The following is a 13,772-nucleotide window of genomic DNA, read 5'->3' as shown; positions in this document are numbered from 1 at the left end:
TCTTGGTGCATAAAAAAACCCGCATGCACAAAACGATTGCAGCGGGTTTTTATCAATTTTAATGTAAATTAGCCAAAGATTGTGCGCATTAGGCTAATTGTTTCATTAACTCCACGGCCTTTTTGCACTTCGCTAATAATAGAATCACGTTTGGCACGAATATGCTCAGGCATATCCTCAGCAGCTAGAGCGCGATCAACTAATATTTCAGCTGATTCTTTACCGCGACGAACCTTTTTTGTGCCAGTGCTAGTTGCACGTTTAGGTTTGTTTAGTAGCTTAATGTAGTTAGAGTTCTCTGGTGTGTTTTTATCAGCATAATAAAATAAACAAGGCAGCAGTGCTTTAATCGCAACAAGCTGTTGGTCTAATTCACTTTCGCCATTTGCCATTTTAAACCAAGACATATTATTAATTGTTTGCACAATATCTTGCCAATAGCGTGCAAAGTCACGGTTATTTAATTTGGTAATAGCCAGAGCTGAACAAAGTGCATCTAAGCGAGTGTTATTAATTGGTGTAAATACATCAGGGCGACGCATTGCTAATAGGCGTGTTGCAGGTGCGAGAGTTGGTTTTTCATTACTTTCGTTAAACGCGAGTAAATATTTAACAACAAATTCTTGATAATCAGCTTCAGTTACTTCGCCTTCAAGCGGTATATGCGCGAGTGCATCATCAAATAATGCAGGCAGATCACCCAGCATCAAATGAAAACCTTTTGCGCTTTTTGTTGAACTAAACCATTCTACATCAAAATTGTAGTTACTAGGATCAAGAGACGAAGTGTGTTTACCGCTAAAAGCGAGTAAATCTTCAGGGATCATATCTTTTAATGTTTGTTCACGAATGCTAGCAATATAAGTTGTAAGGCGTAATTGCTCATCAAGCGCTAATACATCTTTATGTTGCTCTATAAAAACACTCACTACAGGCCAAGGGGCTACACGTAGAGTTTTTAACTGCAAAAAGCTAATCGCTGAAATTAATAAGTCATGGAGCTTTTTTAATACAGGTAATTGGGCGCTTTCAAGTAAGTCATAATTAATACGATCGCGACTAGCGTTGAGCAGTTCGTAACACCAACCTAAAAAGTCTTCAGGATGATTTTCTATTTTCACCGCCATTAGATTAAGGCTGAGCTCTGAAGCCTGCTTTAAGATATTTTGATAAATATGACCTTCTTGATCGCCTAATGCCATTTGTGAAGGTGAAATAAGCAGTTTTTTCATGCCGGACGGTACTCCAAGTATATACATTTTTTAGTTGTTTAATTTTAGCGCAAAAAGCCTAAAAACAACAGGGCTATGCATCATACCTAAGAATAAAGGGGATGCAATCTTGCTAATGCAAATCTACACAAGATTGCGTTTAAAGTGTTTAATCACCATCGTCAAGCGTAAAAAGATGCTCAACAGAGGTATTAAAGTGTTGTGCTATCTTCAATGCAATGATCACTGACGGTGTAAAGCGTGATGTTTCGATTGTGCTAATGGTTTTACGAGACACACTAATCGCATCGGCTAGTTCTTGTTGCGACAGTCCTGCAGCTTTGCGAAATTCAGCTATATGGTTGTGCACATTGACTCCTAATCACGACTTTGCCAAAGGGTTGATATGCCATACACCAAAAGTATAATACCTAGGTAAAATATAGCCATATTTGCATGCGAAACCTCGCTAGGTATTGCATCGTTATTATACAAAACACCAAGAAGGCAAACTCCAAATGCACAACTTGTATGTTTGTAGGCATTAGTGTCAATGGTGTTTAGAAACTCATCATTATAGGCATATTTAAAATACATTTTTAACGGGAAGCCTGCTTTAATTATAAAAATAGCAATTACAACCATATAAAATAAAACGCTAATTCCAAGAATTGTCATCTCTTCTATATCATGGTTAGTTAGTGAGTAAACACTGAGAAGTAAACAAACTATGCCAGCGCTTGTACAAAACCATGCATTATGACTCATAAATTTTTCTTCTGTTTTTATATCCTGTTGTTTCATAATATCCATCCTGTGAAAGTTATACTTTTATATATTTTGTAACCTGTAGGTATCAATGTAACCTAAGGGTATCAGCGGGTCAAGTTTTTTTGTAACCTAAAGGTATCAAAATGTTTCAGTGACTATTCATGTCATTAATATAGACTGAGGAAAATTCATTTTTTACAGGCGGAGCAATGCTTTTGGGTCTTACTCCCGCTATTATAAGAACATCATTTGCACATTCGAAGGATCATCATGAAAACCCTACTCAAAGTAATTGGTGTAATAATCTTGCTGTTCGTAGCTTTAATCGTCGCGGCACCTTTTTTAATACCAACAGACGCAATCTTTAATAAAGTCTCGCTGCAGGTTGAACAAACCACAGGACGTACATTAACGATTAAAGGGGATAAAACATTATCGGTTTTTCCTTCATTAAAGCTTGAACTTGAAGATGTGCATTTTGCCAATATGAAAAGCGGCTCACGTGCAAATATGGCAAGTATGCAGCAACTTGCGATTCACATCCCATGGTTTTCATTATTTGGTGGTGAGCTGAAACTAGAGAAGTTTGTGATCAATGAGCCAGATATTCTACTTGAAACGGATAAAAACGGTAAAGCTAATTGGCAACTATTTGATGCGGTAGCAAAACCTGCTGAGCAACAGCAAAATGGTGATGCAGTTAAATTACCTGAAAATTTTGATATTTCGTTAGGGGAAGTGGCTATCTATGGTGGAAAGTTTGTTTACTTAGATGGAAAAACAGGGGGGAAGCAAGAAATAAACGACCTCGAACTAGCTATATTATTACCTTCACTTCATAAAACACTAGAAGTGAAAGGTGCCATTACCTACATGCAAGAACGTTTTGAGCTTGATGTGACGGTTGATAATCCGGCCAAAGTAATTGAAGGGGATACATTTAATGTAACCAAAAATATTACATCAAAGTTAGTAGATGTCGAATTTAAAGGTTCTATTGCAGGTCAAGGTAAGGATATTCAAGGTCAATTGGCACTTAGTGGTGACTCAGTTAAAGATATCGCCAAATGGCAAGGTGTTGACCTTAATGCGAAAGACAATGCCTTTAACGCATTTAGTGTTAGCGGTAAAATGCGTATGAAAGATGATAGGTTTAATTTATCTGAATTGATTGCTACATTGGATGAATTAGAGGTTAAAGGTAAAAGCGAGCTTAGCTTAGGTAAGCGTTTAGCTGTTAATGCTGATATAGATTTAGGCATGCTTGATTTAAACCCTTACTTACCTGAAGCGGTTGCTCAAACCGAAACTCCAGAATCTTCAAGTGATGCACCAGCACAGCCTATAGTTTGGGATACTACCAAAATAGATTTAAGTGGCTTAAATGCCCTTGATGCAAATATCGTGATCCGTTCAAGTGGTTTAAAAGCAAATGAGATAAAACTTGGTGCAAACCAATTCACAGTAAACCTTAAAAATGCAGTAGCAAAAATTAGTCTTGATAAATTTGCAGCGTATAAAGGTAATGGCAAAGGCATAATAACGGTTAATGCAAAGCAAACGCCTTATAAAATCAGCACTAACTTTTCATTAGCTAAAATAGATGCACAACCTTTACTAACTGATGCCGCAGGTTTTGATAAATTGATCGGTAAAGGCTCACTTAATTGGGATTTATCGACGTCAGGGCAAAGTCAAAAAGACTTTATGGGGGCACTACAAGGTAAGTTAGCCTTTGAGTTTGCTGACGGGGCAATAAAAGGCGCAAATATTGCTGAAATGGTACGCAAAGGCAAAGAGCTTATAAAAGGCAACTTCGGCGCTGTCTCTGAAGGACTCGATACGGGCTTTGATAATTCACAGCAGACTGACTTTTCGGCGTTAACGGGTAGCTTTAATTTTACGAATGGCGTGGGTAAAAATACAGACTTGAGCTTATTGAGTCCATTGGTGCGCATTAGTGGTGAAGGGGATGTCAATTTGCCTGCTGCTACTGTTAACTATCGGTTAGTCACAGGTATCGTCGATTCACTTGAAGGTCAGGGCACGACTGATAATAGCACTGGCTTTAAAGTACCACTGCGTATCAAGGGGCCATTTCACGATGTTAGTATTAGTTTAGATGTGAGTAAAGCAGCTAAAGATGAAGTCAAAGAAAAAGCAAAAGATAAAATCAAAGATAAACTAAAAGGTTTATTTGGCTAACCTTTACTGTATTTATTCGTAGAAAAAACAATCAGGGTATAAAAATACCCTGATTGTTTTATAAACAGCTGTTAAATAGCAAAATATACTCCCCTCCAAGATTACCTAGTGCTGTAATTCTAAATTAATTAAAAAATAACCTATCGCTACCCCTTCAATGCTGGTACAATTGCCCGCCCTTAAGAGACAACACTGTTGTTTTTTGAGTGGTTTTTAATCTAAATGTCTTGATTTTAAACAAATTTAAGACAATTTGTTATAACTACACCGGAGGTCATTAACATGATCCAAATGCAAACTCAGCTGGAAGTTGCTGATAACAGCGGCGCTCGCAAAGTGCAGTGTATAAAAGTCCTTGGTGGTTCACACCGTCGCTACGCAGCGATTGGCGATATCATTAAAGTTTCTGTAAAAGAAGCTATTCCTCGCGGTAAAGTGAAGAAAGGTGATGTTAAAAACGCGGTAGTTGTGCGTACCAGAAAAGGTGTTCGCCGTCCAGATGGTTCTTTGATCCGTTTTGACAGCAACGCGGCTGTTATCTTAAATGATAACTTGCAGCCAATTGGTACACGTATTTTCGGCCCTGTGACTCGCGAGCTTCGTAATGATAAGTTCATGAAAATCGTTTCACTAGCCCCAGAAGTACTGTAAGGAGCCAATCATGGCAGCAAAAATCCGTCGTGATGACGAAGTAATCGTACTAGCAGGTAAAGACAAAGGTAAGCGCGGCAAAGTGCTTTCAGTTGTTACTGAATCTGGTCGAATCTTTGTCGAAGGCATAAACTTGATCAAGAAACACCAAAAGCCGGTTCCACAATTGAACCAAGCTGGCGGCATTGTTGAGAAAGAAGCGTCTATGGATGCATCAAACGTTGCGATCTTCAACTCGGAAACGGGTAAAGCAGATCGTGTAGGTTTCAAGATTGAAGATGGTAAGAAATTACGTATCTTTAAATCTACTGGTAAAACTATCTAATAGTTGGAGTAGAATGATGGCGAAACTGCATGAAGTATATAAAGACACAGTAGTTGCTGAACTTCAAGAGAAGTTTGGTTTCAGCTCTGTCATGCAAGTCCCTCAGATCGAAAAGATCACATTGAATATGGGCGTGGGCGAAGCCCTAGCTGACAAGAAGATTTTAGATCACGCTGTTGCTGATCTAGCTGCAATCTCTGGTCAGAAACCTTTAATCACTAAAGCACGCAAATCTGTTGCTGGCTTTAAAGTGCGTGAAGGCTACCCGATTGGTTGTAAAGTAACCCTACGCGGCGAGCGTATGTGGGACTTTTTTGAGCGTTTGGTTTCAATCGCTATCCCACGTATCCGTGACTTCCGTGGTGTGAGTGCTAAGTCTTTTGATGGACGTGGTAACTACAGCATGGGCGTACGTGAACAAATCATCTTCCCAGAAATTGATTATGATAAAGTAGACCGTGTACGCGGTATGGATATCACAATCACTACATCTGCGAAAACAGATGAGGAAGGCCGTGCGTTGTTAGAAGCGTTTAACTTCCCATTTAAGAAATAAGGGTAGGGTTATGGCAAAGAATTCTATGAAAGCGCGCGAAGCAAAGCGCACTAAATTAGTTGCTCAGTTCGCTGAAAAGCGCGCAGCACTAAAAACTATCATCAGTGATGTGAAAACATCTGACGATGATCGTTGGGACGCAGTACTTAAGCTACAAGCTTTACCGCGTGATTCTAGCCCTGCACGTCAACGTAATCGTTGTAACATTACGGGCCGCCCACATGGTTACCTTCGCAAATTCGGCATGAGCCGTATTAAAGTTCGCGAAGCAGCTATGCGCGGTGAAATTCCTGGCCTTAAAAAGGCTAGCTGGTAATAGAATCACGGGAGTAAGACTATGAGCTTGCAAGATCCTATCGCGGATTTGTTCACACGAATTCGTAACGGTCAGTCAGCGAAGAAAGTATCTGTAACGATGCCTAATTCAAAGCTGAAAGTAGCATTAGCTAAAGTATTAAAAGATGAAGGTTATATCACTGATTTCGAAATCAATGGTGATGTTAAACCTGAGCTTTCTATCGAGTTGAAATACTTCGAAGGCAAAGCTGTTATTGAAAATATCCAGCGTGTTAGCCGCCCTGGTTTACGTATCTATAAGAGACGTGACGAATTACCAAAGGTAATGGGTGGTCTAGGTATCGCTATCGTATCAACTTCTAAAGGCCTAATGACAGACCGCGCCGCACGTAGTGCTGGTGTTGGTGGTGAAATCATTGGTTTTGTAGCTTAATCGGAGGGGAACTATGTCTCGCATAGCAAAGGCACCAATTAATGTTCCTGCCGGTGTAGAAGTTACATTAAAAGGCCAGGACATCACAGTTAAAGGCAAAAACGGCGAATTAACGCGTACTATCAACTCAGCTGTTGAAGTACAACTTAACGACAACGTTATTACAACTTTACCTCGTGAAGGCGTAGCCAATGCATGGGCACAAGCAGGTACTGCTCGCGCTCTTATCAACAACATGGTTGTTGGTACGCATGAAGGTTACGAGAAGAAACTTCAGTTAGTAGGCGTTGGTTACCGTGCAGCAGCAAAGGGTAAAGTTTTAGACTTAACTCTTGGTTTCTCACATCCAGTTAATTTCGCAGTTCCTGAAGGAATTACGATTGAAACTCCAAGCCAAACAGAAGTTCTAGTTAAGGGCGTAGATAAGCAGTTAGTTGGTCAAACAGCTGCTAACATTCGTGCATACCGTAAACCTGAGCCTTATAAAGGTAAGGGTGTTCGTTATTCAGATGAGAATGTACGCCGTAAAGAGGCTAAGAAGAAGTAAGGTAAGACGATGGATAAAAAAACAGCTCGTCTACGTCGTGCTAAACGCACTCGTAGAAATTATATTGAACAAGGCACAACGCGTCTTGTTATCCACCGCACGCCACGTCACATATACGCTCAAGTAGTTACTGCTGAGGGTAATGTACTGGCTGCTGCTTCTACTGTTGAAAAAGCTATTAGCGAAACAGTTAAAGGCACAGGCAACCTAGCAGCTGCGCAAGCAGTTGGTAAAGCGGTTGCAGAACGTGCGGCTGACAAAGGCATCGAAAAGATTGCTTTTGATCGCAGTGGCTTTAAATATCACGGCCGTGTGAAGGCGCTAGCTGATGCTGCGCGTGAAGCCGGTTTGCAATTCTAGGAGTAGACAATGGCTAACGTAGAAGCAAAGCAACAACAGCCTGATCTAGCTGAAAAGCTAATCGCGGTAAACCGTGTGTCTAAAGTAGTTAAAGGTGGTCGTATCTTTAGCTTCACTGCACTAACAGTAGTTGGTGACGGCGCAGGTAAAGTAGGTTTCGGTTATGGTAAAGCTCGTGAAGTTCCAGCTGCTATTCAAAAAGCAATGGAAAAAGCACGTCGCAACATGATCAACGTAGACCTAAATGGCAACACATTACAGCACCCTGTTAAAGGGCGTCATGCTGGTTCACTAGTGTTCATGAAACCAGCCTCTGAAGGTACTGGTATCATCGCAGGTGGCGCTATGCGTGCAGTACTTGAAGTGACTGGTGTGCAGAACGTACTTTCTAAATGTTACGGTTCTACTAACCCGATCAACGTTGTACGTGCAACGATCTCAGCTCTTGAGAATATGAATTCTCCTCAGTCGATCGCTGCTAAACGTGGTCTTCGAGTAGACGAGATTCTGGGGTAAACCATGGCTAATAAAACTGTAAAAGTAACACAAGTAAAGAGCTCTATCGGTCGTTTACCGAAGCATAAAGCTACATTACGCGGTCTTGGTTTACGTCGTATCAATCACACTGTTGAGTTAGAAGACACAGCATGTGTGCGTGGTATGATTAACCGAGTTTCATACATGGTTAAGGTTGAGGGGTAATTCGAATGCATTTGAATACACTTTCTCCTGCTGCAGGTTCTAAATCTGCTCCAAAACGTGTTGGTCGTGGTATCGGTTCTGGTCTAGGTAAGACTGGTGGTCGTGGTCACAAAGGTCAAAAGTCACGTTCTGGCGGTAAAGTACGCGTTGGTTTTGAAGGCGGTCAAATGCCTATGCAACGTCGTCTACCTAAGTTTGGTTTCACTTCTCGCAAATCTTTAGTATCTGCAGAAATAAACCTATACGAAATCGCTAAAGTAGAAGGCGATGTGGTAGACCTAAGTACGTTACAAGCAGCTGGTCTAGTTAAAAAGAACGTTCTGTTCGTTAAAGTTGTTAAATCTGGCGAAGTTTCACGCGCAGTTACTGTAAAAGGCCTTAAAGCCTCTAAAGGTGCTCGCGAAGCTATTGAAGCTGCCGGAGGCAAGGTAGAAGACTAAGGAAGTACTAATGGCTAAACCAGGTCAAGATATACAAAGTGCACAAAGTGGGCTTTCGGAATTGAAACGTCGATTACTATTCGTATTGGGCGCTATCATTATTTACCGTCTAGGTTCATTTGTGCCGATCCCTGGGATTGACGCCGCTGTACTTGCCGATTTCTTCGAGCAACAAAAGGGCACCATTGTTGAAATGTTTAACATGTTCAGCGGTGGTGCGCTTGAGCGCGCTTCAGTGTTAGCACTGGGTATTATGCCTTACATCACAGCTTCAATTATTACGCAACTATTAACGCATATGTATCCTCCGTTTATAGAGCTTAAGAAAGAAGGTGAACAAGGGCGTAAGAAAATAAGCCAGTACACACGCTATGGCACGCTTTTGCTTGCTACTATCCAATCAATCGGTATTGCCACAAGTTTACCGGGTATGATGGACGGGTTAGTTGTTAACCCTGGTATGGGTTTCTATTTCACCGCAGTGGTGAGTTTAGTAACAGGTACCATGTTCCTGATGTGGTTGGGCGAGCAAATTACTGAACGAGGTATCGGTAACGGTATTTCAGTTCTAATATTTGTTGGTATTGTAGCTAACCTGCCGTCTGCTATCGGTTCGACAGCCGAAATGGCGCGCCAAGGTGACATACATGTTTTAGCATTGTTATTGATTGCGGTAATCGTATTCGCTGTAACTTATCTTGTAGTATTCTTTGAACGTGGGCAACGTCGTATCGTCGTTAACTACGCAAAGCGTCAACAAGGTCGTCAAGTATTTGCTGCCCAAAGCACGCATTTACCACTGAAAGTTAATATGGCGGGTGTTATTCCACCAATCTTTGCTAGCAGTATAATACTGTTCCCTGGTACTATTGCCAGCTGGTTCGGTCAGGGTGAAGGTCCTGTCGCTGATGTGTTACAAGCTATTGCTTCAACGTTGACTCCAGGTCAGCCATTGTATGCATTAGTTTTAGCCGCAGCCATTATCTTCTTTTGCTTTTTCTATACAGCGTTGGTGTTTAACCCACGTGAAACAGCAGATAACCTGAAAAAATCTGGCGCATTTATCCCAGGTATTCGTCCAGGCGAGCAGACATCGAAATACATTGATAAAGTGATGACACGCCTGACATTGGCAGGTGCTTTGTATATAACCTTTATCTGTCTGGTGCCCGAATTCATGACGATGGCATGGCAAACGCCATTCTACTTCGGCGGTACATCAATTTTGATTATCGTTGTTGTCATCATGGACTTTATGGCACAAGTACAAACTCATATGATGTCTCATCAATATGATTCTGTGCTGAAAAAAGCGAACCTTAAAGGCTACGGTCGATAAGGTCAGTTTACGGAGTTGAGCAATGAAAGTACGTGCTTCCGTTAAGAAAATATGCCGTAACTGTAAAGTTATTAAACGTGCCGGTGTTGTACGTGTAATTTGCAGTGAGCCTAAGCATAAGCAAAGGCAAGGTTAATTAATAAGTCGTACAGGCTGAGGTTACTCGGCCTGTGTTTTCAGTAGTGATTTGGTCTTCGTTTGAGTATCCTTACGGGCTCTTCAAACAGATGATAACCGAATTCAAATATAGGAGATGTGTTAGTGGCCCGTATTGCTGGCATTAACGTCCCTGATCATAAACATGCAGTTATTGGTTTAACAGCTATTTATGGCATAGGTAAGACTCGCTCTAAGGCTATCTTAGTAGCGACTGGTATCGCCGAAACCACAAAAATCGGTGAACTTTCAGACGAAACACTTGATGTATTGCGTGAAGCAGTAAGCAAGTACACTGTAGAAGGTGACCTTCGTCGTGAAGTTACTTTGAATATCAAGCGCCTTATGGACCTTGGTTGTTACCGTGGCCTACGTCACCGTCGCTCTTTACCACTTCGTGGTCAAAGAACTAAGACTAACGCGCGTACCCGTAAGGGTCCTCGTAAGCCTATTAAGCGATAAGGGGATAGTATTATGGCTAAGACACCAATTCGTCGTAAAAAGGTTAAAAAGCAAGTTGCTGATGGTATGGCTCATGTTCATGCGTCTTTCAACAACACTATTGTTACAATTACCGACCGTCAAGGTAATGCACTATCATGGGCTACTGCCGGTGGTTCAGGTTTCCGTGGTTCACGTAAATCTACACCATTCGCTGCTCAGGTTGCTGCAGAGCGTGCAGGTACTGCTGCTCAAGAATACGGTTTAAAAAATCTAGAAGTTTTCATCAAAGGTCCAGGTCCAGGTCGTGAATCTGCTGTTCGTGCTTTGAATGCTGCTGGTTACCGTATTACCAACATTACTGACGTGACGCCTATACCACACAATGGTTGTCGTCCACCGAAGAAACGTCGCGTTTAACAATAGGTTAGGAGAAATAACATGGCAAGATATTTGGGCCCTAAGCTCAAGCTGAGTCGTCGTGAAGGCACTGACCTGTTCCTTAAGAGCGGCGTAAGAGCTATCGACTCTAAGTGTAAACTTGAGACTGCACCTGGTCAGCACGGCGCTCGTAAAGGTCGCTTATCTGATTACGGTTTACAATTACGTGAAAAGCAAAAAGTACGTCGTATCTACGGTGTATTAGAAAAGCAATTCCGTAACTATTATAAAGAAGCTGCTCGCCTTAAGGGCAACACAGGTGAAAACTTGTTACAGCTTTTAGAGCAACGTTTAGACAATGTTGTATACCGCATGGGTTTTGCAAGCACACGTGCTGAAGCACGTCAGCTAGTAAGCCACAAAGCGGTTTTAGTTAATGGTCGTGTTGTGAACATTCCTTCATTTGTAATTACTCCAGAAGATGTAGTAGTTATCCGTGAAAAGTCTAAGACACAAGCTCGTATCATCGCTGCTCTAGAACTAGCCGAGCAACGTGAAAAACCGACTTGGGTTGAAGTTGACGGTAAGAAAATGGAAGGTAATTTTAAACGCCTACCTGAGCGTTCAGATCTGTCTGCGGACATTAATGAACAACTAATCGTCGAACTTTACTCTAAGTAAAGTTAAGAGTTAAGAGAGGATAAAATGCAGGGTTCTGTTACAGAATTTCTAAAACCAAGGTTAGTCGATATCGACGCTATAAACCCAACACGTTCTAAAGTTGTTTTAGAACCATTAGAGCGTGGCTTCGGTCATACGTTGGGTAATGCCTTACGCCGTATACTTCTTTCGTCTATGCCTGGTTGTGCAGTTACCGAAGTTGAAATCGACGGTGTGTTGCATGAGTACAGCGCGAAAGAAGGCGTACAAGAAGACATCATTGAAATTCTGTTAAATCTTAAAGGTCTAGCAGTAACTTTAGAAGGTAAAGATGAAGTTTTTCTTACCCTGACTAAGTCTGGTGTAGGCCCTGTGACTGCGGCAGATATTCAGCACGATGGCGATGTAACAATTGCTAACCCAGATCACGTTATTTGTCATTTAACGACAGATAGCAGCGCGATCAGCATGCGAATTCGTGTTGAACGCGGTCGTGGTTATGTGCCGGCATCTAGCCGTTTATCCTCTGATGACGATGAGCGTCCAATTGGTCGATTGTTGCTTGATGCATCATTTAGTCCAGTTGAACGTATTGCGTACTCGGTTGAATCAGCACGTGTTGAACAACGTACAGACTTAGACAAGTTAATCATTGATATGGAAACAAACGGCACTTTAGATCCTGAAGAAGCGATCCGCCGTGCGTCTACTATCTTAGCTGAGCAATTAGAAGCATTCGTAGATTTACGTGATGTTACTGAGCCAGAAGAGAAAGAAGAGAAGCCAGAATTCGATCCTATTCTACTTCGTCCAGTCGATGATCTTGAATTAACAGTACGTTCTGCAAACTGTTTGAAAGCCGAGCAAATTCAATATATCGGTGATTTAGTTCAGCGCACAGAAGTAGAGCTTCTTAAAACGCCTAACTTAGGTAAGAAGTCTCTAACTGAAATTAAAGACGTGCTAGCTTCACGTGGTCTTTCTCTAGGTATGCGCCTAGAAAATTGGCCACCTGCAAGCCTAGCTGAATAATCTAAATCACTATATTAGTTTAGTTAGAAGGATAGGGTCATGCGCCATCGTAAGAGTGGTCGTCAATTAAACCGTAACAGCAGCCATCGTAAAGCGATGTTCAGCAATATGGCAGGTTCTTTGGTGAAACACGAAATCATCAAAACTACATTGCCTAAAGCGAAAGAGTTACGTCGTGTAATTGAACCTTTAATCACACTGGCTAAGACTGACAGTGTAGCAAATCGCCGTTTAGCGTTTGCTCGCACGCGTGATAATGAAGTAGTTGGTAAATTGTTCAGTGAAATCGGTCCTCGTAACGCGGATCGCCCAGGTGGTTACACTCGTATTCTTAAGTGTGGCTTCCGTACTGGTGACAAAGCACCAATGGCTTATATTGAACTAGTAGGTCGCACATCTGCTACCGAAGAAGTTCAAGATGACGCGCAGTCTGCTGAGTAAGTCTTAAAGACACCAAAAAGCCGAGCTTATGCTCGGCTTTTTAATGCCTATAATTATATTCCTAATCTACTCCACCTATATTCACCATTTGTTTTTAACGTGTCTTCATGCCACATACTTATTTAACCACGTAGCATTTACTAATATATGAGATCCAACTAATGATCTAGCTCCATTAAGATCATGCTATAAGGTTTATTCATTTATTCTCGTATTTAAAGCACTGCAAATAGACCTTATTTCCCAAGATTAGTGCTGTTTTTATACGTTTCGTTCAAATACTCAGCGAATAGCTAGTTTATTTAAGTTTTCATCAAAAAAGGGTTGATCTGTTTTTGGATCTCCCTATAATGCGACCCCACTGAGAAGGCAGACAGCAACGCTTAGCGGGGCAAGAGTGAATCAGTGAGTCGAGTAAAACTTGAGTTTGAATTTTTATAAAGTTTAAATTTAAGTATTGACAAAAAAATGGAAAGCGTAGTATGCGCAGCCCTAGCGAGATAAAGTTTAACTTTAATCGCAATGTTCTTTAACAATATAAAGCAATCATCTGTGTGGGCACTCGTACAGATTGAGTTCTAACAGCCGAGCTTAACTTTCTTTTTAGATAGGTAAGCAAGGCAAAAAATTTAGAGTCTCAATGTGATTTCTCGAAAGAGAAACTGAGTGACCAACAGCAATAAATTTATTTATTGCAGCACAGTCAATTCAATATCGAAAGATATTAAATAAATTCAGAATTCATTGAGCAGGTTCTTCATTCTTTATTGGATGAGAACAGAAAAAACTTTTAATTGAAGAGTTTGATCATGGCTCAGATTGAA

21 protein-coding genes are annotated in these 13,772 nt (G+C 41.2%); 18 read left to right on the top strand and 3 right to left on the bottom strand.

The window, feature by feature from the left end; translation table 11 throughout:
* Positions 1–68: 68 nt before the first annotated feature.
* The 3 genes from A7967_RS17815 to A7967_RS17805 form a co-directional block, all read right to left on the bottom strand.
* Complete coding sequence (locus A7967_RS17815) at positions 69–1,232, bottom strand: hypothetical protein (RefSeq protein WP_054206412.1); 1,164 nt, start codon at positions 1,230–1,232, stop codon at positions 69–71.
* A 148-nt stretch (positions 1,233–1,380) separates the two neighbouring features.
* On the bottom strand, positions 1,381–1,581 hold the full coding sequence (locus A7967_RS17810) for a helix-turn-helix transcriptional regulator (protein ID WP_054206413.1): 201 nt from the start codon (positions 1,579–1,581) through the stop codon (positions 1,381–1,383).
* An 8-nt stretch (positions 1,582–1,589) separates the two neighbouring features.
* Positions 1,590–2,015: a hypothetical protein gene (locus A7967_RS17805; RefSeq protein WP_054206414.1), complete on the bottom strand. Its 426-nt coding sequence runs from the start codon at positions 2,013–2,015 to the stop codon at positions 1,590–1,592.
* 237 nt (positions 2,016–2,252) lie between these two features.
* Between A7967_RS17805 and A7967_RS17800 the strand changes: the two genes are divergently transcribed.
* The 18 genes from A7967_RS17800 to rplQ all read left to right on the top strand — a co-directional run bounded on the left by A7967_RS17800 (position 2,253) and on the right by rplQ (position 12,948).
* On the top strand, positions 2,253–4,187 hold the full coding sequence (locus A7967_RS17800) for an AsmA family protein (RefSeq protein WP_054206415.1): 1,935 nt from the start codon (positions 2,253–2,255) through the stop codon (positions 4,185–4,187).
* A gap of 282 nt (positions 4,188–4,469) precedes the next feature.
* On the top strand, positions 4,470–4,838 hold the full coding sequence (rplN, locus tag A7967_RS17795; protein ID WP_002959498.1) for a 50S ribosomal protein L14: 369 nt from the start codon (positions 4,470–4,472) through the stop codon (positions 4,836–4,838).
* Positions 4,839–4,848: 10 nt separating this feature from the next.
* Positions 4,849–5,163, top strand: a complete 315-nt coding sequence (gene rplX / locus A7967_RS17790; RefSeq protein WP_054206416.1) for a 50S ribosomal protein L24 — start codon at positions 4,849–4,851, stop codon at positions 5,161–5,163.
* 16 nt (positions 5,164–5,179) lie between these two features.
* Positions 5,180–5,719, top strand: a complete 540-nt coding sequence (gene rplE / locus A7967_RS17785; RefSeq protein ID WP_054206417.1) for a 50S ribosomal protein L5 — start codon at positions 5,180–5,182, stop codon at positions 5,717–5,719.
* Positions 5,720–5,729: 10 nt separating this feature from the next.
* Positions 5,730–6,035: a 30S ribosomal protein S14 gene (rpsN, locus tag A7967_RS17780; protein WP_054206418.1), complete on the top strand. Its 306-nt coding sequence runs from the start codon at positions 5,730–5,732 to the stop codon at positions 6,033–6,035.
* Between the two features lie 21 nt (positions 6,036–6,056).
* Positions 6,057–6,449 carry a 30S ribosomal protein S8 gene (gene rpsH, locus A7967_RS17775; RefSeq protein ID WP_054206419.1) on the top strand — a complete coding sequence of 131 codons (393 nt, stop codon included), beginning with the start codon at positions 6,057–6,059 and terminating at the stop codon, positions 6,447–6,449.
* A gap of 13 nt (positions 6,450–6,462) precedes the next feature.
* Entirely contained in the window at positions 6,463–6,996 is a 534-nt protein-coding gene (gene rplF / locus A7967_RS17770) for a 50S ribosomal protein L6 (RefSeq protein WP_054206420.1), read from the top strand.
* Positions 6,997–7,005: 9 nt separating this feature from the next.
* Complete coding sequence (gene rplR / locus A7967_RS17765) at positions 7,006–7,356, top strand: 50S ribosomal protein L18 (protein ID WP_054206421.1); 351 nt, start codon at positions 7,006–7,008, stop codon at positions 7,354–7,356.
* Between the two features lie 9 nt (positions 7,357–7,365).
* On the top strand, positions 7,366–7,872 hold the full coding sequence (rpsE, locus tag A7967_RS17760; RefSeq protein WP_002959485.1) for a 30S ribosomal protein S5: 507 nt from the start codon (positions 7,366–7,368) through the stop codon (positions 7,870–7,872).
* 3 nt (positions 7,873–7,875) lie between these two features.
* Positions 7,876–8,058 carry a 50S ribosomal protein L30 gene (gene rpmD / locus A7967_RS17755; RefSeq protein ID WP_004589203.1) on the top strand — a complete coding sequence of 61 codons (183 nt, stop codon included), beginning with the start codon at positions 7,876–7,878 and terminating at the stop codon, positions 8,056–8,058.
* 5 nt (positions 8,059–8,063) lie between these two features.
* On the top strand, positions 8,064–8,498 hold the full coding sequence (gene rplO / locus A7967_RS17750; RefSeq protein WP_054206422.1) for a 50S ribosomal protein L15: 435 nt from the start codon (positions 8,064–8,066) through the stop codon (positions 8,496–8,498).
* A 10-nt stretch (positions 8,499–8,508) separates the two neighbouring features.
* A complete protein-coding gene (gene secY / locus A7967_RS17745; RefSeq protein WP_054206423.1) occupies positions 8,509–9,837 on the top strand; it encodes a preprotein translocase subunit SecY in 1,329 nt (442 codons plus the stop codon).
* Between the two features lie 22 nt (positions 9,838–9,859).
* The gene (gene rpmJ, locus A7967_RS17740) at positions 9,860–9,973 is read left to right on the top strand and encodes a 50S ribosomal protein L36 (RefSeq protein WP_002959476.1); all 114 of its coding nucleotides are present in this window, start codon (positions 9,860–9,862) and stop codon (positions 9,971–9,973) included.
* Positions 9,974–10,098: 125 nt separating this feature from the next.
* On the top strand, positions 10,099–10,455 hold the full coding sequence (gene rpsM / locus A7967_RS17735) for a 30S ribosomal protein S13 (protein ID WP_054206424.1): 357 nt from the start codon (positions 10,099–10,101) through the stop codon (positions 10,453–10,455).
* Between the two features lie 12 nt (positions 10,456–10,467).
* On the top strand, positions 10,468–10,854 hold the full coding sequence (gene rpsK / locus A7967_RS17730; protein WP_002959471.1) for a 30S ribosomal protein S11: 387 nt from the start codon (positions 10,468–10,470) through the stop codon (positions 10,852–10,854).
* 21 nt (positions 10,855–10,875) lie between these two features.
* Complete coding sequence (rpsD, locus tag A7967_RS17725) at positions 10,876–11,496, top strand: 30S ribosomal protein S4 (RefSeq protein WP_016710205.1); 621 nt, start codon at positions 10,876–10,878, stop codon at positions 11,494–11,496.
* Between the two features lie 24 nt (positions 11,497–11,520).
* The gene (locus A7967_RS17720; RefSeq protein WP_054206425.1) at positions 11,521–12,507 is read left to right on the top strand and encodes a DNA-directed RNA polymerase subunit alpha; all 987 of its coding nucleotides are present in this window, start codon (positions 11,521–11,523) and stop codon (positions 12,505–12,507) included.
* A gap of 39 nt (positions 12,508–12,546) precedes the next feature.
* Positions 12,547–12,948 (top strand): 50S ribosomal protein L17, encoded by a 402-nt coding sequence (gene rplQ, locus A7967_RS17715; RefSeq protein WP_054206426.1) that lies wholly within the window; start codon positions 12,547–12,549, stop codon positions 12,946–12,948.
* The last annotated feature ends 824 nt before the right edge of the window (positions 12,949–13,772 follow it).

Origin of the sequence: Pseudoalteromonas neustonica (assembly GCF_001653135.1) — a bacterium.
GTDB lineage: Bacteria > Pseudomonadota > Gammaproteobacteria > Enterobacterales > Alteromonadaceae > Pseudoalteromonas > Pseudoalteromonas neustonica.
This window is presented reverse-complemented; position numbering and strand designations above follow the sequence as displayed.

What these genes read in the sequence shown, in the direction of transcription:
- rplF (WP_054206420.1), top strand. Translation starts at nt 6,463, where the DNA reads ATGTCTCGCATAGCAAAGGCACCAATTAATGTTCCTGCCGGTGTAGAA.
- rplO (WP_054206422.1), top strand. Translation starts at nt 8,064, where the DNA reads ATGCATTTGAATACACTTTCTCCTGCTGCAGGTTCTAAATCTGCTCCA.
- rpsK (WP_002959471.1), top strand. Translation starts at nt 10,468, where the DNA reads ATGGCTAAGACACCAATTCGTCGTAAAAAGGTTAAAAAGCAAGTTGCT.
- A7967_RS17720 (WP_054206425.1), top strand. Translation starts at nt 11,521, where the DNA reads ATGCAGGGTTCTGTTACAGAATTTCTAAAACCAAGGTTAGTCGATATC.
- rpsN (WP_054206418.1), top strand. Translation starts at nt 5,730, where the DNA reads ATGGCAAAGAATTCTATGAAAGCGCGCGAAGCAAAGCGCACTAAATTA.
- rplQ (WP_054206426.1), top strand. Translation starts at nt 12,547, where the DNA reads ATGCGCCATCGTAAGAGTGGTCGTCAATTAAACCGTAACAGCAGCCAT.
- rpmJ (WP_002959476.1), top strand. Translation starts at nt 9,860, where the DNA reads ATGAAAGTACGTGCTTCCGTTAAGAAAATATGCCGTAACTGTAAAGTT.
- A7967_RS17815 (WP_054206412.1), bottom strand. Translation starts at nt 1,232, where the DNA reads ATGAAAAAACTGCTTATTTCACCTTCACAAATGGCATTAGGCGATCAA.
- rplX (WP_054206416.1), top strand. Translation starts at nt 4,849, where the DNA reads ATGGCAGCAAAAATCCGTCGTGATGACGAAGTAATCGTACTAGCAGGT.
- secY (WP_054206423.1), top strand. Translation starts at nt 8,509, where the DNA reads ATGGCTAAACCAGGTCAAGATATACAAAGTGCACAAAGTGGGCTTTCG.
- A7967_RS17805 (WP_054206414.1), bottom strand. Translation starts at nt 2,015, where the DNA reads ATGAAACAACAGGATATAAAAACAGAAGAAAAATTTATGAGTCATAAT.
- rplR (WP_054206421.1), top strand. Translation starts at nt 7,006, where the DNA reads ATGGATAAAAAAACAGCTCGTCTACGTCGTGCTAAACGCACTCGTAGA.
- A7967_RS17800 (WP_054206415.1), top strand. Translation starts at nt 2,253, where the DNA reads ATGAAAACCCTACTCAAAGTAATTGGTGTAATAATCTTGCTGTTCGTA.
- rpsD (WP_016710205.1), top strand. Translation starts at nt 10,876, where the DNA reads ATGGCAAGATATTTGGGCCCTAAGCTCAAGCTGAGTCGTCGTGAAGGC.
- rpmD (WP_004589203.1), top strand. Translation starts at nt 7,876, where the DNA reads ATGGCTAATAAAACTGTAAAAGTAACACAAGTAAAGAGCTCTATCGGT.
- rplN (WP_002959498.1), top strand. Translation starts at nt 4,470, where the DNA reads ATGATCCAAATGCAAACTCAGCTGGAAGTTGCTGATAACAGCGGCGCT.
- rpsH (WP_054206419.1), top strand. Translation starts at nt 6,057, where the DNA reads ATGAGCTTGCAAGATCCTATCGCGGATTTGTTCACACGAATTCGTAAC.
- rpsE (WP_002959485.1), top strand. Translation starts at nt 7,366, where the DNA reads ATGGCTAACGTAGAAGCAAAGCAACAACAGCCTGATCTAGCTGAAAAG.
- rplE (WP_054206417.1), top strand. Translation starts at nt 5,180, where the DNA reads ATGGCGAAACTGCATGAAGTATATAAAGACACAGTAGTTGCTGAACTT.